The organism is Alcaligenes sp. Lyrl_28 (assembly GCF_051948705.1).
In the GTDB taxonomy this organism is placed as follows: Bacteria; Pseudomonadota; Gammaproteobacteria; order Burkholderiales; family Burkholderiaceae_B; genus Alcaligenes; species Alcaligenes ammonioxydans.
Map to the genome: position 1 here is coordinate 12,124 of NZ_JAYJLG010000007.1, position 16,212 is coordinate 28,335.

At 58.2% G+C, this 16,212-nt stretch carries 13 protein-coding genes; 8 read left to right on the top strand and 5 right to left on the bottom strand.

Annotation, left to right across the window (positions count from 1 at the left end):
• Window positions 1–8: 8 nt before the first annotated feature.
• Window positions 9–1,529, bottom strand: coding sequence for an anthranilate synthase component I (trpE, locus tag VF694_RS14730; protein ID WP_003804493.1), 1,521 nt, complete (start codon window positions 1,527–1,529; stop codon window positions 9–11).
• 214 nt (window positions 1,530–1,743) lie between these two features.
• Window positions 1,744–2,424: a phosphoglycolate phosphatase gene (locus VF694_RS14735; RefSeq protein WP_207307393.1), complete on the bottom strand. Its 681-nt coding sequence runs from the start codon at window positions 2,422–2,424 to the stop codon at window positions 1,744–1,746.
• A gap of 209 nt (window positions 2,425–2,633) precedes the next feature.
• Between VF694_RS14735 and VF694_RS14740 the strand changes: the two genes are divergently transcribed.
• Window positions 2,634–4,436: a GGDEF domain-containing protein gene (locus tag VF694_RS14740; RefSeq protein ID WP_003804489.1), complete on the top strand. Its 1,803-nt coding sequence runs from the start codon at window positions 2,634–2,636 to the stop codon at window positions 4,434–4,436.
• A gap of 36 nt (window positions 4,437–4,472) precedes the next feature.
• Here the strand turns inward: VF694_RS14740 and rpe are convergent, their stop codons facing one another.
• Complete coding sequence (gene rpe, locus VF694_RS14745; RefSeq protein ID WP_003804487.1) at window positions 4,473–5,168, bottom strand: ribulose-phosphate 3-epimerase; 696 nt, start codon at window positions 5,166–5,168, stop codon at window positions 4,473–4,475.
• A 118-nt stretch (window positions 5,169–5,286) separates the two neighbouring features.
• On the opposite strand from rpe, the gene apaG reads away from it, so the two are divergent.
• The 7 genes from apaG to VF694_RS14780 all read left to right on the top strand — a co-directional run bounded on the left by apaG (window position 5,287) and on the right by VF694_RS14780 (window position 14,259).
• A complete protein-coding gene (gene apaG / locus VF694_RS14750) occupies window positions 5,287–5,661 on the top strand; it encodes a Co2+/Mg2+ efflux protein ApaG (protein WP_039943828.1) in 375 nt (124 codons plus the stop codon).
• A gap of 15 nt (window positions 5,662–5,676) precedes the next feature.
• Entirely contained in the window at window positions 5,677–6,972 is a 1,296-nt protein-coding gene (gene mltA, locus VF694_RS14755) for a murein transglycosylase A (RefSeq protein WP_039943827.1), read from the top strand.
• Window positions 6,969–8,162 (top strand): FAD-dependent monooxygenase, encoded by a 1,194-nt coding sequence (locus VF694_RS14760; protein ID WP_440164794.1) that lies wholly within the window; start codon window positions 6,969–6,971, stop codon window positions 8,160–8,162. Before mltA ends, VF694_RS14760 begins: the two co-directional genes overlap by 4 nt.
• Before the next feature lie 39 nt (window positions 8,163–8,201).
• Complete coding sequence (locus VF694_RS14765; RefSeq protein WP_059318458.1) at window positions 8,202–8,933, top strand: DsbC family protein; 732 nt, start codon at window positions 8,202–8,204, stop codon at window positions 8,931–8,933.
• Between the two features lie 312 nt (window positions 8,934–9,245).
• On the top strand, window positions 9,246–10,859 hold the full coding sequence (locus tag VF694_RS14770) for an EAL domain-containing protein (RefSeq protein WP_003804477.1): 1,614 nt from the start codon (window positions 9,246–9,248) through the stop codon (window positions 10,857–10,859).
• Window positions 10,860–10,937: 78 nt separating this feature from the next.
• A complete protein-coding gene (locus tag VF694_RS14775; RefSeq protein WP_440164797.1) occupies window positions 10,938–12,572 on the top strand; it encodes a methyl-accepting chemotaxis protein in 1,635 nt (544 codons plus the stop codon).
• A gap of 109 nt (window positions 12,573–12,681) precedes the next feature.
• Complete coding sequence (locus VF694_RS14780) at window positions 12,682–14,259, top strand: alpha/beta hydrolase-fold protein (protein WP_219235463.1); 1,578 nt, start codon at window positions 12,682–12,684, stop codon at window positions 14,257–14,259.
• A gap of 510 nt (window positions 14,260–14,769) precedes the next feature.
• Here the strand turns inward: VF694_RS14780 and VF694_RS14785 are convergent.
• Window positions 14,770–15,558 (bottom strand): 2,3-dihydro-2,3-dihydroxybenzoate dehydrogenase, encoded by a 789-nt coding sequence (locus VF694_RS14785; protein ID WP_059318462.1) that lies wholly within the window; start codon window positions 15,556–15,558, stop codon window positions 14,770–14,772.
• 13 nt (window positions 15,559–15,571) lie between these two features.
• Window positions 15,572–16,210: an isochorismatase family protein gene (locus VF694_RS14790; protein ID WP_003804470.1), complete on the bottom strand. Its 639-nt coding sequence runs from the start codon at window positions 16,208–16,210 to the stop codon at window positions 15,572–15,574.
• Window positions 16,211–16,212: the final 2 nt, after the last annotated feature.

Genomic DNA, 16,212 nt, shown 5'->3' on the forward strand with positions numbered 1-16,212 from the left:
TGGGGCGATTAAATAGGCTCGTCCAGACCGAATTGCACTTGTTCGGCAGCGCGGATAACCGCCCGTGCCTTGGCTTCGGTCTCTTGCCATTCTTTTTCTGGATCGGAGTCGGCCACAACGCCGGCCGCGGCCTGCACATACAGCATGCCGTCCTTGATGACACCGGTGCGAATGGCAATAGCCAGATCCATTTCGCCCGAGTAGCTCAGGTAGCCTGCAGCGCCACCGTAAACACCACGGCGTACGGGTTCCAGTTCATCAATGACTTCCATGGCGCGTACCTTGGGAGCGCCCGTCAGGGTGCCCGCCGGAAAGGAAGCACGCAAGACGTCCATCTGACTCATGCCGTCTTGCAGTTCCCCGCAAACGTTGGAGACCAGATGCTGTACGTGTGAATACCGCTCGATGGCCATGGTGTCAGTGACCTGGACTGTGCCGGTTTTGGCGATGCGGCCAATGTCATTGCGGGCCAGATCGATCAGCATCAGGTGTTCGGCGCGTTCTTTGGGGTCGGCCTTGAGCTCGGCGGCCAGTGCTGCATCGGCCTCAGGGGTGGCGCCGCGTTTGCGGGTACCGGCCAAGGGACGAATGGTGACGCGTTCTATATTGCGCCCATCCTGACGGTGCTCTTCTTGCCGCACCAGAATTTCTGGCGATGCACCTACCACCTGGAAGTCGTCAAAGTTCCAGAAGTACATGTAGGGAGATGGGTTGAGCGAACGCAGGGCACGGTACAGGGACAAGGGGGAGTCACGGAAAGGCTTGGTGATGACCTGGCCAATCTGCACTTGCATCAGGTCGCCAGCGGCAATGTAGTCCTTGGCGCGGGCGACGGCTTTCAGGTAATCCTCTTTATCGAAATCGCGCTCGCATTCGGTCTGCATGCTGGCGTAGGCGTAGGGAATCACCACAGGCGAGCGCAGTTTTTCACGCAGCTCTTTCAGGCGGCGCTTGGCCAGCACGTAGGCCTCGGGTTGGGCGGGGTCGGCGTAGACCAGCAAATAGGTGCGTCCGGCCAGGTTGTCCACAATCACCAGTTCGTCCACCTGCAGTAGCATGATGTCGGGCACGCCCTCTTCCTGATCGGCGGGGAAGGGCTTGCGGTTGGCGCCTAAAGACGGTTCGATGTGGCGAACGGTGTCGTAACCGAAGTAACCGGCCAGGCCACCTGCGAAACGAGGCATGCCAGGACGCAGAGCGACTTTGAAGCGGGCCTGGAATTGTTCGATGAATTCCAGTGGATCGCCTTCGGCAGTCTCCACCGGCTTGCCATCGTGCAGCACTTGGGTGTGACGCCCGTAGCTGCGGATGACGGTACGGGCAGGCAAACCAATAAAGGAGTAGCGACCGAATTGCTCGCCGCCCACAACCGATTCCATCAGGCAGCTATAACGTCCACCTTCGGGGCCGTTGTGCGCCAGTTTCAAATAAATCGACAGGGGTGTATCCAGGTCGGCGTAGGTTTCCGCAATCAGGGGGATGCGGTTAAAGCCTTCTGCTGCTAGGGCATTGAATTCTATTTCTGTCATTGGGATCTCGAGGGTCAGTGGGTACGACGAGCCGGACAGAAACAAAAAAAGCCCGGTCGTTGCGATTACCGGGCTTATTTCCTGGTGGCGCTACGCTGTGTACTACTTTGCAGGCGCGCCAGACTTCAAGGTTATATCTACCCGATACACGAACGCCACCAGCGCCAATAAGCGCCGTAGATGGTGGATGCGTGAGTGCGAGTAGACATGAATTTTATGACGTAAATATGGTGTTTCGTTGGTTGCGCAGCCAGATGGCCGCATCAGCAATAGAGGCAACTATACCATCGGAATCCAGGCTTTGCACATCCTTGCCTTCGTTATAGCCGTAAGGAACCAGCAAAACCGGGATGTGCGCCGCACGTGCCGCCTGGGCATCGTTCATGGAATCGCCGATGACCAAAGCCTGCTGGGGGCTGAGATTCATCTGTTCGCACGCATGCAGAAAGGGCAGGGGATCGGGCTTTTTGCGTGGGCAGGTATCGCCGCCCACAAGCAGTTCGAAATACGAGGCCAGCCCAGTCTGTTCCAGCAAGGGGCGGGCAAACTGTTCCGGTTTGTTGGTGACGACGGCCAGACGCAAGCCCTGATTTTTGAAGTCTTCCAATCCCTCTAGTACCCCGGAATACAGGCGGCTGTGTTGGCCATTGCACAATTGGTAATGGTAATAAAATGATTCCAGTGCCTGAGAGGGGTCGGCCAGCGGTTCGGGCAGGTCCGTTAAGGCGCGCTGCACCAGATTTTCCGAGCCTTTGCCCACGAAGGTGGCGATGCGTTCCTCCGGGAGCACAGGCAGACCGAAGTCAATACGCATGGCATTACACGCGGAGGCCAGGTCCGGAATGGTATCGAGCAGCGTGCCATCCAGATCAAACAGTACAGAGAAAATATTCATCTTTTTGTAGCGAACTTGTGACAAAATATTGTCAAATTCCTGTTAAGGTCGAGCAGAAAAGTTTTCGGAACATCGGGTTTTCATTTCGTTTGATTCATCATGTTAAAGCTCCTTACTGCGCGCGGGCTTATCAATTTAGTGAGCAAACCGTATTTTGGTACAAGATTGGCTTTCGATAGTCCGTTCAGTCAGGTCCTAGGAGCGGAAAGATGATGCTCGATACATTTCATCAGATTCTCGTAGAAAAACAAGTTACGCCGGTTTTTCAACCCATTGTGGATTTACAGTCGGGCTTGATTCTGGGCTACGAAGGCTTGATTCGGGGGCCGAAAGACACCAGTTTTTATTCGCCGCTGGCCCTGTTTGATGCGGCCCGGCAGTGCGGGCGTTTATGGGATCTGGAGGAGCTGTGCTGCCATACCCTGGTCAGCAGTTTTAATCGGCAGGGTCTGGCGGGCAAACTGTTTTTGAACTCCAGCCCGGATGTGGTGATGCGCATGTTGCCTTCGGCCCGTCTGGAGCCGCGTACCGGCATGCCGCAACTGCATGGTATTGACTGGAGCCGGGTGGTGGTGGAGCTGACCGAGTCCGAGCGTACCGACAGTTACGATTATCTGAACCAGGCCCTGGAGCTGTATCGGCAGGAAGGGCTGCAGTTTGCCATTGATGATCTGGGCGAAGGCTATGCCTCGCTGCGTTTGTGGTCCGAGTTGCGACCCGAATACGTCAAGATCGATAAGTATTTTGTACGCGATATTGATACCGATGTGCTCAAGCAGCAATTGGTCCGTTCCATTTGCGATATCGCCAGCCACGCGCAATCCACGGTGATCGCCGAGGGCATTGAGACGGGGGCGGAGCTGCGCACCTTGCGCTATTTGGGCGTGACCTGTGGTCAGGGGTATTTGCTGTGTCGCCCCCAGCCCAATCCACCTCCTCAGTTGGAGCCTGCCCAGGCTGCTTTGTTTGGCCCGTCCAGCCTACAGGTTCAGCGGCATGTGCATGGCCGCAATTCCATGAGTGTTCGACGCTTGCTGCGTCCGGCGCCAGCCGTGCCGGACAATACACCGACCAACCGCGTGTATGAACTGTTCCAAAGCCACCCCGATTTAAGTGCGGTGGCTTTGCTTCGAGGGGACAGGCCGACGGGCATTTTGCGTCGTAGCCAGCTCTACGACCAGCTTGCCCGGCCCTATCACCGGGAGCTGTATGGCAACAAGCCTTGCTCCCTGTTCATTGATACACCGCCGTTGATTGTCGATTGCGACACCAGCGTGCTGGAGTTGGGGACCTTGATGACACAAGGGGCGGGTGATGCGCTCAGTGATGGCTTCATTATTACGGGTGCGGGCGAGTATTTGGGCCTGGGCTCCAGCGTGGAGCTGATGCGCGAGATTACGCAGATTCAGATCATGACCGCCCGGTATGCCAATCCCCTGACGCAATTGCCGGGCAACGTGCCGATCGACGAACATATCGATGGTTTATTGCGCAACCGGCAAAACTTTGCGGTCTGTTATGCCGATCTGGATCATTTCAAACCTTATAACGATCTATACGGTTATCGCAAAGGCGATGAGCTGCTTCGCTCGATGGCGGAACTGTTTACCCGCTATACCGTAGCGCGCATGGACTTTGTCGGCCATGTGGGCGGAGACGATTTTATTCTGGTGTTCACCAGTCCGGACTGGGCCGAGCGTTGCCAGGGCATTTTGGACGAGCTGGAAAAAGAGCTGGAGTCTCTCTATCGCCTGGAGCATCGGCAGGCAGGCGGTTATATGGCGGAGAACCGGCAGGGCGTGCTGGTATTTCATCCACTGGTGAGCCTGTCTTTGGGGGTAGTGACGGTTGATGAGCCCGAGTTGTACTCGGGCTCCTTGATTGCGGAGCTGGCCAGCTCCGCCAAAGCGCAGGCCAAGCGCGTGCAGGGCAATGCCTTGTTTGTGGAGCGTCGCCGCCCCGACAGCCTGGTACGGCAGGGCGGCTACAGCCGCAATGCGATGTTGCAATAAACGCGTGCTCGGCCCGTCCCTGAGCAGGCCGGGTGATCAGGCCTGTTCGGCCAAGGCGATTTGCGCACGCATGTCGCGGATGACCTGGGCGTAATCGGGCTGCCCGAAAATCGCAGATCCGGCGACAAAGGTGTCGGCACCGGCGGCACGGATGGCGCCGATATTGTCCACCTTCACGCCTCCGTCAATTTGCAGCAGGATGGGCTGGCCTCCTTGCGCGGTCCAGGCATCAATGCGGGCACGAGCCTGACGCAGCTTGTCCATGGCACTAGGGATGAAGGCCTGTCCGCCAAAGCCAGGGTTCACGGACATCAGCAGAACCAGGTCCAGCTTGTCCATCAGGTGATCCATCCAGTTCAAGGGGGTGGCCGGGTTGAACACCAGGCCGGCCTTGCAACCGTGGTCACGGATCAGCGCCAGCGTGCGATCGACATGGCGGGAGGCCTCGGGGTGAAAGCTGATGTAATCGGCGCCCGCTTTGGCAAACTGGGGAATCAGCGCGTCGACGGGCTCGACCATCAGGTGTACGTCAATGGGAGCGGTGGTGTGGGGGCGCAGCGCGGCACAGACCATGGGGCCGAATGTCAGGTTCGGGACAAAGTGGTTGTCCATGATGTCGCAGTGAACCCAGTCGGCACCGGCGGCAATCACATTGCGGACTTCCTCTCCCAAACGGGCAAAGTCGGCCGATAAAATACTGGGAGCGATACGAGTGGAGCTGGCTTGGGACATAATAGGTGCCGTAAAGATTAGACATCACGAAAATCGTGGCCATATGTCATCATTATAGTTTCAAGCCGGGGGGCCGTGCAGCGCCCCGTGTATGTACAGCCGTAACCTGGAATCCATCATGAAGCCTGACGATATTGAGGTGCAGATCACGCCCCAGTACCTGCCTGAGCAATCCGAGCCCGATAGCAATCAATACGTGTTTGCCTATACCGTCCGGATTACCAACCATGGACAACAGACGGCCCAGATTATCAGTCGTCACTGGATCATCACGGATGACAACCAGCAGGTTCAGGAAGTGCGCGGTCTGGGCGTCGTAGGCCAACAGCCGGTTCTGGCTCCAGGCGAAACCTTTGAGTACACCAGCGGCTGCCCCCTGAACACGCCGTTTGGCACCATGCGCGGTAGCTACCAATGTGTTGGTGAAAATGGTGTGCCCTTTGAGGTCGCCATTCAGGAGTTCATCCTTTCTTCTCCCCGTACCTTGCACTAAGGGTCACCCCCAGCCATGAAGATAAAGTATTGCGTGCCAGCCGTTCTGCTGGCCTTGGGCGCCTGTTCCACTACGCCTGTGGACCGGGGTGCTTCGCCAACGGCTCCGGGTACTGCCGAAAGCGGGCCGGATATTGCACTGCAGCCGTTGCGCGTGCCGTCCCTGTCTGCCTTGCCCGAGACCCCGGCGCGTGCGCTGGCCGGGCGCTATCAGGCCGTGAACTGGTCGAGCCTGCCGGGCTGGCAGGCAGACTCGCTGGATCATGTCTGGAAAGGGTTTATCAATAACTGCAAGGGCCTGATGCGTCCTGTCAGTGGTTCGCTGGCCATGCCTGCTCGCGCCAACCCGCGAGCCTGGCAGCCGGTATGTCAGGCGGCGGCGTCCGCTGGACTGGATGCCAATACCCGGGATACGGCCGCGGTGCGCAATTTTCTGCAACAGCACCTGCAACCCTGGCGCCTGCTGACCGGCGAGGGCCAGGTGGCACAAAACACGGTCACAGGCTACTACGAACCCTTGCTCAAAGCCGCGCGCTCCCGTAGCTCCGGCTACCAATGGCCGCTTTTTGCCGCGCCCGATGATTTGCTGACGATTGATCTGGGGAGCTTGTATCCCGAGCTGGCAGGCAAGCGTATTCGTGGCAAGCAGGTTGGCAAGCGCATCGTGCCCTACGACACGCGTGAGCAGATCATGGCCCAGCCGGAGCGGCAGCCGCCTGTGATTGTCTATGCACAAGACCCGGTAGAAGGCTTCTTTCTGCAGATTCAGGGCTCAGGCCGCGCTATCTTGCCCGATGGGAGTGCGGTTCGTCTGGCCTACGCAGACCATAATGGCCGTCCATATGCCTCGGTAGGCCAATGGCTGGCCAAGCAGGGCGAGATGCCTTTGGCACAAACTTCCATGCAAAATATCAAGGCCTGGGCCAAGCGCAACCCGCATCGTGTCCAGGAAATGATGAACGTCAATACCGCCATGGTCTTTTTTAGGGAAGAAGCCATTGTGGACCCGGATCTGGGCCCCAAGGGCGCTTATGGCATCCCCCTGATCGGCTTGCGTTCCGTGGCCATTGATCCGACCTATGTGCCTTTGGGCACGCCGGTGTATCTGGCGACCTCGCAACCTGCCAGCAGCCAGCCCTTGCAACGGCTGGTCTTTGCCCAGGATACGGGGGCTGCCATCAAAGGCCCTGCTCGAACGGATCTGTACTGGGGCACCGGCGATGAGGCGGGTGCGCAGGCCGGACGCATGAAGCAGCAGGGGCAAATGTGGCTGTTGTGGCCACGTCAGGCAGGAGCACCAAGCGCGCGATGAAGAAAGAACGAATTGTTGTGTGTGGTGGCGGCCTGGCCGGGATGGCCTGTGCTCTGGGGCTGCGCAAGGCCGGATTTGAGGTCAGTATTTTGTCTCCGGCCTATAAGCCCATGCCATTGGCGGCCGGACAGTACCACCCCCGCGTCTATGCTGTCTCCGTAGCCAGCCAGCGTTTTCTGGCGCAGCTGGGGGCCTGGAATCTGATGTCAGCCCAGCGCATCTCGCCAGTCCAGGCCATGGAAGTGCATGGGGACGGCGGCGGTTGCCTGAATCTGCACGCCTGGCAGGATGCTCAGGACTGTCTAGCCTGGATTGTGGAGTCGGGCCAGATGGAGCAGGCGCTGTATCAGGCATTGCAAGTGTTTGGAGTGCCCTGGATTGAAGATCGCTTTGAGCGCCTGGAAGGCACTACCATGGTGACCGCCGGACAAAAGCGCATCAGCGCCGAGTTGTTTGTGGGGGCTGATGGTGCCCGCTCGGGCCTGCGTGCTGCCGCCGGCATTGAGCATCAGGGGCGTGAATACGGGGACGCAGGTCTGGTGGCCCATTTCAATGTAGAGCGCTCGCATCAGCACGTCGCCTTGCAGTGGTTTACAGGTGATTCGATTCTGGCGCTGCTGCCTATGCCCGATGTGGATGGCAAACCGCAAGTGTCCATGGTCTGGTCTGTACCGCAAGCGCAGGCGGACAAGGTACTGGCCCTGCCGCCGCAAGAGCAGGCCCAGTATGTACAAAACAGCCTGTTCTCCTTATCCAACGGCCGTCTGGGAGCGCTCGAACTGCGCAGTCCTGTCTACGGCTTCCCCCTGACTTTTGAACGCAGCGGCATGGTGGCGCCCGGTGTGGCGCTGGTCGGTGACGCCGCGCATCGCGTACACCCCTTGGCCGGTCAAGGCCTGAATCTGGGGCTGGGCGATATCGAAACCCTTATCAAGGTCTTGTCCGAACGTGGCTCCTATTACTCGGTCGGAGATATGCGCGTGCTCAATCGTTACAAGCGGGCCCGCGCCGAACCCATTGCTGCCATGCGAGCCGCGACCGATGGCCTGTATCGCTTATTTGCTGCGCCAGGGGCGCCGGTCTCCATGCTGCGCAATGTAGGCATGCAGGTCGTGGATCATTTGCCGTGGGTAAAACGCCGCCTGATTGCGCATGCTGCCGGAGTCAGCCCCGGTGCCCTCCTGTTTTAAGACCGCCCGAGTTTTGTCGATTAGCAAAGGATGTACGTCATGAAGTTGCCCCTTCGTTCTGTCTTGGCTCTGGCGCTCTTGTCGCTTGGCAGCCTGGTCCAGGCTGCCGGCCCTGCCAAAATAGACGCCCGTTTTGAAACGACACGCCAAGCCTTTGAGGCGGCTTTTCCGGGTGTGACGGTCGATGGCATCCGGGCCACTCCCTTTCCCAATTTGCTGGAGGTAGAGGTAGGGGGGACCTTGCTTTATACCGATCCCCAAGCCAGTTTTGTGATGCAGGGCTCTTTGCTCGATAGCAAAAGCCGGGTTGACCTGACCGAGCAGCGCATGCAGGAACTCAATCGTGTTTCTCTGGATGAGTTGCCCCTGGATAAGGCAATCAAGCTGGTGAAGGGTGACGGCAGTCGTCAAATGGTCGTTTTTGAAGATCCCAATTGTGGTTACTGCAAACGTCTGCATACGACGTTGCAGGAGATCGATAACGTTACGGTCTATAGCCTGATGTTTCCTATTCTTGGACCGGATAGTCGCCGTAAAGCGGAAGATATCTGGTGCGCTCAAAATCCCGCCAAGACCTTGAGTGATTGGATGGGAGGGGGAGTGCGCCCCGAGAAGGCCTCGTGTGAGCATCCCTTGGATCAATTATTGGCCGTGGGACAGAAATTGCGTGTTCAAGGCACCCCGGCGATTTATTTCGCGGATGGCAGCCGCGCCGATGGCTGGCTTCCTGCCGCGCAGTTGCAGTCTCGTCTGCAGGCGGCTGCCCAGTAATTATTTCGCCCCGTCTTGCGCTAGAACAACCCGCTCTTGAGCGGGTTTTTTTATGTCATAGTGTTATGAAAACTATAATTATTTATGAGGCACGATTTTAAAAGAACCTTGGCTGGAAAATAATCCTGTCGGGGTTTGCGGGGTAAGGCTGACGTTATTTTGAAGACAAAAAATTTCAAACGCCACATTTGACCATTCTTTACTTTGTGCTCTGTATTCTAGAAGTGATAATTCCAACTATTGATAAAAATAGTACTGTCGGCTCGCGCTGGGTGCGTCGCGAGACTGCTAATAATTAAATAGTAGGCGCTTATGGAACATGCACGCTGCGTGTTGATTGTTTTGGAAGAAGGCGAAGGCTTGCATTATTGGCTGGAGCAATTGCGGGTTTTCGGTACCAAAACAAGCGTTGTCAGATCTCTGGAAAAGGTGGCCGAAGCACGTCAGGCCCGGGCAGAGCTGTTGCTGTTCCCTGTTGAGGCCGGTTATGTCCCCTTGATGGTGGCCAAGCTGCGTAATGATTTTGGCTCCCTGGGGATTGTGGTGGTTCAGTCCGGCCTGTCTGCCAGTGCCCGCGTGCAGCTTTTGCTGACGGGGGCCGACGCCTGTCTGGCACTGGATGTGCAAGTGTCTGAGCTGATGGCCTGGTGCCATGCCGTGCGCCGCCGTAATGTGTACGCCGCTATTCATACTACCCAGACGGTGGAAGAGCCCCAGGACCCGGTCGGGCAGGAATGGACCTTGCGCGATAAAGGCTGGACCTTGGTGGCTCCTAATGGCGTGGGCCTGGAGCTGACCCATAGTGAACGCCAATTGATGGACGCCTTTGTCCGTCATGCCGACGCTCGTTTCAGCCGCGAGGATCTGATGCGCGACAAAGGCTTGGCCGCCAGCGACAGCCGGGCGGTGGACTCTCTGATCAGCCGTTTGCGCCGCAAGGCCAGCCGGGCCGGAATCGCCTTGCCGATCAAGTCGGTGCACGGTTGGGGCTACACCTTCACGGGCAAGCTCCTGGCCCAGCCCGAACCCCAGGACACGGAAGTCATGGAGTTTTACGCCCCGCGTGACGAGCAGGAAGCTGCTCAGCCTACCCCGGTGGAGTTGTTGCGTGCCCTGGAAACGCTGGATGTACTTGACCCGCGGGCCAGTGAAGCCTTGTCCTTCTCGTATCAGTTACGGGTGGCCACCGGCACGGGCCAGTACAGCGGGGTCGATGCCCAGGTGTTCTGGACCTCGCCCACCGGGCTGAGACTGTCGTCTGATCTGATTTTGCGCCATATGCCCGACTCGATACACCGCCAGGCCTTGTGCGAGTGGATGCTGCGCACCCTGATGGCAGATGTGCGCCGTTGGTGGCAGGACTATTCGCTGCGCGCCAGTCACATCGGTCTGAAGTTGCCCGTAGACATGCTCTTGCCTATTTACAAGCGCATACCTGGCCTGCTGCGGCAGTTTGAGCTGCAGCCGTGTTGTGTGGAGCTGGATTTATTCAGTGAAGACGAGCTGGAAGAGACACCGGAGCTGATCCAGGCCTTGCAGTATCTGAAAGACCATGAGATTCAGGTGTGGTTGACCAGTGCTGATATTGAAAACTACAAACTTAACCGTTTGCGCGGCTGGCCGCTTACTGGGGTCAAGCTGGAGGCCGACATCATTCAGCGCGCCTGCCGTGAGCCCACCTTTAAGGCCTTGCTGGAGACCGCTTGTCACTTGTTGAGCGAGCAGGGTTTCGAGCTGGTCATCAAGGGGGTGGACAATCTGGAGCAGCGCGATTTGGCCTTGAATCTGGAGCTGGGTCATTACCAGGGCCGTCTGACTTCGGAGCTGATGTCCGAGGACGGATTCCTGCTGACGTTGGCCAGTAGCGAACCCTCTTTCGGACAAGGTCCCGACTCGTCCCGACGGGTGAGTGGCAGCATTTTGTAAGCTGCCTTAGCATCCAGTCATCTCTATATGTAACTTTAATTAAGTATTCAAGCCCTAAGCCGTTACCCAGCTTGTCCGATGGGGCCTTCTCAACAGGCCGGCCGCCTTTCAGCGGTCGGTTTTTTGCGTATCTGGGACCTGTCTTTTCAGCGTTGCTCGGGGAATATGATGCGTTTGGGCTTGAAACAGAAGTTGTGGTTGCCATTGATCTTGGGGTTGATGGCATTGGTGGCGGTTTTTGTATTTGTGAACTATCAACTCTATCAGGCACAGATGGAGGAGCGAAAAAGCAGTTTGCAGCATATCGTCAATATCGCCGGGAGCATTACGCAGGACTACCAGCAGTTAGCCAGCAAGGGCGTACTGAGCAAAGAAGAGGCGCAAAAGCAGGCATTGCAGCGCATCAGCAGTATCCGCTTCGGACAGGAGGGCTATGTGTCGGTGTTGTCCTCCAGCGTTGTGTCCATTATGAACCCGACCCGCCCAGAGCTCGATGGTCAGGACGTCAGTGCAGTCGTCGACAGCAATGGAGTCCATCCGTTTACCGAGATGAGCCGCATCGGTCGCAATGGGGGCGAAGGTTTTCTGGAATATCACTGGCCCAAACTCAGCGACCAGAGCAATGCACCCAAGCTGGCCTTTGGCAAAGGCGTGCCCCAATGGGACTGGATACTGATCTCGGGTGTGTACATTGACAATATCAAGTCCCGCTTTCTGAGCAGCTTGCTGAACTCTTCAGTGGTGTTTGTCTTGATTGTCTTGCTGGTGTCGGCAGTGACGGTGTTTCTGGCACGCCAAATTCTTGCCGAACTGGGCGCCGAACCGAGCGTCTTGCATGAGGCGGCTCAGGCGATTGCTAATGGCGACCTGCGCGTTGCGCATTCCTTGCGCACGATTCCAGACAATAGCGTGATGGCCTCGCTGGAGCAGATGCGCTTGAAGCTGAATGATGTGTTGCGCACCTTGCAGCACAGTAGCGGCGTCATCGCGGACGATACCTCGCAACTGTCGGCGGGCAATCTGGAGCTGTCCAGCCGTACGACCCAGCAGGCGGCCGCCTTGCAGGAAACGGCCTCGGCCATGGAAGAGATGACGGGCACCGTGCGTATGAGCGAAGAAAACGCCATGCGCGCTGAAGAGGTGTCCAGTCAGGTGCAGAAAACAGCCCAGCATGGCGGCCAGATGGTCAGTGAGCTGGTGGACCGGATGGGTGCCATTCGTGATACCAGCGGTAAGGTGGCCGATATCACCACCGTGATTAACTCGATTGCCTTTCAGACCAATATTCTGGCCTTGAATGCTGCCGTGGAAGCGGCGCGTGCCGGTGAGCAGGGGCGGGGGTTTGCGGTGGTGGCCGGCGAAGTGCGTGCGCTGGCACAACGCACGACGGCCTCTGCACAGGAAATTGCCCAGTTGGTGGAGGCCTCGTCCAACAGCACGCGTGAAGGGGTACTGCTGATGGGGCAGGTCGGTGAGGTTATCGAGGAGATGGTCACGGGCAGCTCGCAGGTAATGACGATTGTGCATGAGATCGCCGCCTCGACCCGTGAGCAGACGATTGGTATCGAGCAGATCAACGTGGCGGTCGGACAACTGGATTCGGCAACCCATCAGAACGCGGAGATGGTCAATCAGGTTGCCCACACCTCCAGTGAGCTGCAGGATCAGGTGCAGGAGCTGGACCGACTGATTCAAGCCTTCCGTCTGGTTTGATAAAAGGGCTATCTGGCGCCGGCCAAGGGGCAGTGTCGATTATTTTTGATCGTATACTGCTCTTTGGGACTGGGCCTGGCCTGCGGCAAACCGGCATTTAGGAGGATGTATGTTGCGCGCACCTGTTGTAGCGATATTGATGGTGGGAATCGTTGAGTCGGCATGGGCGGCGGCGCTGCCTTCGGCTCAGGGTGAAGTTCAGGCGCACGAACATCATGAACGCATATTGAGTTTGCAGCAGAATGACCTGGTGCAAGGCAAATGGCAGCGCAATGGTGAGGTGGCGCTGGAGTTGTTTGGCCCTGATGGCACAGTCATTCGTCATTGGACGCATGCCCCGGAGCGGGGGAGCCCATTTGGTTTTGTTGCCGGGACGGCGGGCGAGTATCGTTTGCGCGTGTTGGGGCAGGGCCAATATCAGTGGCAGATCGAATCGGTGACGGCTGCGCAAGCGCCCGCCCAGGCCGAACCCTTGCAAGGGGATGTGATTCGCCAGTGGAGCATGCGTTTACGTGCTGGCGAACCTTCGCAGGGATTCTGGGATTATGTGCAGCGTGTCGGTTCCCCCTTGGTGGAGCGTTACAGCGCGACTCATGATCGTGTCACCTTTGTGTGGCGGGGTGCGCAGCAAGAGGTGCGTCTGCATGGCGGGCCTTTCGCGTACAGCGATCGCATGCATCGTTTGGGGGAGTCGGATATCTGGTATATCACCTACGACTTGCCGCGTGATGCCCGTTTTACGTACCGCATGGCACCGGATGTGCCCTATGTCGGCCAAGACCTGGCGCGTGAGGTCTTGCGGGCCGCATTGCAACGGGACCCTCACAATGCTCGGACCTTGCCGGAGAGCAGCAGCAATGTGTTTGAGGGCGAGTCGGTCGTACGTTTGACTCAAGCGCCTGCAGAAGTGGTGGCCCTGGAGCCACAGCAGGCCGGCCAAGGACAGTGGCGCACGGAACGTCTGCCCAGTCAGACCTTGGGCCTGGAGCGCCAAGTGCAGATTTATCAGCCTGCTGGTACCCATGCGCAGGATATAGAACATACCTTGATTTTGTTTGATGGCAGGGATTATCGAGATCTGGCGCGTGCACCTGCCATGTTGGATACCTTGATTGCCCAGGGACGCGTGAAACCCATGTGGCTGGTGCTGGTGGACAATCCCGGTATGGCGGAGCGCGCTCGTGAGCTGCCGCCTAACGAGGCCTACCTCAAATTTCTTGATAAGGAGCTGATGCCTTGGCTGAAGGCGCAAGGGGTGCAGTCCTCGGCAGACAAGACAACGATTGGTGGTTCCAGCTATGGAGGCTTGGCCGCCATGAATGCGGCGTGGCGTCTGCCGCAGTGGTTTGGCAATGTCTTGAGCATGTCGGGGTCGTTCTGGTGGGCTCCTGCCGGTCAAGAGCGGGGGCAGTGGCTGACGCGCCAGATGGCGGATTCACCTGCTGTGCCGGTGAGGATTTATATGAGTGCCGGGGTGTTTGAGTCTTCCGGCTCCAGCCGGGATGTCAGCCTGGTGCAGGCGAATCGTCATCTGGATGATGTGCTGCGAGCACGGGGCTATGACGTGCGTTACGTGGAAAGCGCGACGGCGCATGATTTTGTGGCTTGGAGGGATGCTTTGGCTTCGGGGCTGGAGCATTTGTTCGGGATTGTGCAGGGTGAAGCTCCGGTCGAGGACAAGAAGTAGCGGTAGCTGGACTTAGGCTTTGAGGGACGGGCTATAGGCGGGCTCAGGAGGCTGTGCCGGGGGGGGCTGCCCCGATCCGAACAGCAGGGTGGCAGTGCTCTTGAGTGGGCCTGCCTTCAACGGTTGTTGGCGGGGGCGGTTGGAACCGCTGGAGCTGCCCGATCTAGTTCACAGACTGGACGGAATTAAGACGTAGCTGATAGGAGGCTACCTGCATTGAGCAGGTCTAATCTGATGCTGACCTGACCTGACCTGACCTGACCTGACCTGACCTGACCTGACCTGACCTGACCTGACCTGATTCGATCCGATTTGACCTGACTGAGTCTGTCTTCATTGAGCCGCATTTACGATGTTTCGGTTCGCTCGTATTCTTCCTTGGCTTGGCAATAGGTGCTCAGTCCTTATCGACACTGTCACTCGTAGGGATGTGCGTATGCTTTTGTCCGGACTCGTTCTAATGGGTAATCAAAAAGGGCGGAATTTCCGCCCTTTTTTGCGTCTGGCTGTTTAGCCTTGGTCCAGTGTGGCACCGCCGTCCACGCGCAGGTCGGACAGGGTGATGTGGCTGGCGCGGTCCGAGAGCAGGAACAGGACGGCTTCGGCGATCTCTTTTGGGGTGGCGATTTTCTGCAAGGGGATGCCCAGCCGGTAGTTCTCTCCGGAGCCCGCGATGACGGTTTCACGCGAGCTGCCTTGTGCCCACATCGCTTGTTGCATGGGGGTGTCGGTGGAGCCGGGGGAGACGATGTTCACGCGGATGCCGTGTGGGGCCAGTTCCAGGCCCAGGCAGCGGCTCAGCTGGGTGACGGCGGCTTTGGAGGCGGCGTAGGCGCCCATGGCGATGCGAGGGGTGGCGGCGGAGTTGGAGCTGACGTTGACGATGGCGCCTTGTTGGCGCTCGATCATGCCTTTGGCCACGTTGCGGCAGACGTTAAAGACGCCGGTGGTGTTGATGGCAAAGATGCGATCCCATTGTTCGTTGCTCAGCTCGGTGATGCGGCCCATTTGCAGGACGCCCGCGACACAGGCTAAACGCTGAATGGGGCCCAGTTTTTCCTGCCCTTGGGCCAGCGCGGCATCGACGGCATCGGCTTGGCTGATGTCGACCAGGTGGCAGGAAACCCGATCACTGTATTCGGATTGATTCAGTTGGGTCAGGCCTTCGGCGTCCAGGTCCAGGGCGATGACGCGGGCGCCTCGCTCCAGTAGTAGGTGGGTGACGGCAGCGCCAATGCCACGAGCCGCGCCCGTGACGGCGATGCATTCACCTGCAAATTCTTGTGCGCTAGTGCTCATGTGTGCTTCCTGTTTAGCTTTGCAGGCTGTCCTGGATTTCGGCGCAGGTCAGGCTGACGCCGCAGCGTTGCGAGACGTGGCGAATGGCCATGTGGTGTTCTTCCAGCGAAAAGTCGGCCACGCCGTCGATGGCCAGGAAGGGCTGTACGTCTTGCATGAAGGCTTCCAGGGCAGTGCTCATGCAGCCGATGTGGGCGTAAACGCCGGTGATGATCAACTGGTCGCGGCCCAGATTGCGCAGTTGCTCGCGCAGGTCGGAGCGCTGGAAGGCGCTGTAGCGCCATTTGGTCAGCATGATGTCCTGCTTGGCGGGTGTCAGCTCGGGCACGACGGCTTGCTGGCTGTGAAATTCGCTGGCGGTCAGGCCTGGACCCCAGAAGTCGTTCAGCAAGGCGCGGTCTTTCTCGGGTTGTTCGGTAGGTTGAGCCGTGTAGAACACGGGAATTCCCCGCTTGTGGCAGACGTCGCGCAGGGCAGCGATGCGTTCGATTAGCATGGGAATAGGGGCCAGGCTCATATCGTATTTCTGCAGAAAGTAGGTCTGCATGTCATGAATGAGCAAGGCGGCACGATTTGCCTGTGGACGCCAGTTGACGCGGTTGGTCACGGGAGCTTGAGGCAGCTCGTAACTGGGCAGCGCGTGTATGGTCATGG

What these genes read in the sequence shown, in the direction of transcription:
- trpE (WP_003804493.1), bottom strand. Translation starts at nt 1,529, where the DNA reads ATGACAGAAATAGAATTCAATGCCCTAGCAGCAGAAGGCTTTAACCGC.
- VF694_RS14735 (WP_207307393.1), bottom strand. Translation starts at nt 2,424, where the DNA reads ATGAATATTTTCTCTGTACTGTTTGATCTGGATGGCACGCTGCTCGAT.
- VF694_RS14740 (WP_003804489.1), top strand. Translation starts at nt 2,634, where the DNA reads ATGATGCTCGATACATTTCATCAGATTCTCGTAGAAAAACAAGTTACG.
- rpe (WP_003804487.1), bottom strand. Translation starts at nt 5,168, where the DNA reads ATGTCCCAAGCCAGCTCCACTCGTATCGCTCCCAGTATTTTATCGGCC.
- apaG (WP_039943828.1), top strand. Translation starts at nt 5,287, where the DNA reads ATGAAGCCTGACGATATTGAGGTGCAGATCACGCCCCAGTACCTGCCT.
- mltA (WP_039943827.1), top strand. Translation starts at nt 5,677, where the DNA reads ATGAAGATAAAGTATTGCGTGCCAGCCGTTCTGCTGGCCTTGGGCGCC.
- VF694_RS14760 (WP_440164794.1), top strand. Translation starts at nt 6,969, where the DNA reads ATGAAGAAAGAACGAATTGTTGTGTGTGGTGGCGGCCTGGCCGGGATG.
- VF694_RS14765 (WP_059318458.1), top strand. Translation starts at nt 8,202, where the DNA reads ATGAAGTTGCCCCTTCGTTCTGTCTTGGCTCTGGCGCTCTTGTCGCTT.
- VF694_RS14770 (WP_003804477.1), top strand. Translation starts at nt 9,246, where the DNA reads ATGGAACATGCACGCTGCGTGTTGATTGTTTTGGAAGAAGGCGAAGGC.
- VF694_RS14775 (WP_440164797.1), top strand. Translation starts at nt 10,938, where the DNA reads ATGGGGCCTTCTCAACAGGCCGGCCGCCTTTCAGCGGTCGGTTTTTTG.
- VF694_RS14780 (WP_219235463.1), top strand. Translation starts at nt 12,682, where the DNA reads ATGTTGCGCGCACCTGTTGTAGCGATATTGATGGTGGGAATCGTTGAG.
- VF694_RS14785 (WP_059318462.1), bottom strand. Translation starts at nt 15,558, where the DNA reads ATGAGCACTAGCGCACAAGAATTTGCAGGTGAATGCATCGCCGTCACG.
- VF694_RS14790 (WP_003804470.1), bottom strand. Translation starts at nt 16,210, where the DNA reads ATGACCATACACGCGCTGCCCAGTTACGAGCTGCCTCAAGCTCCCGTG.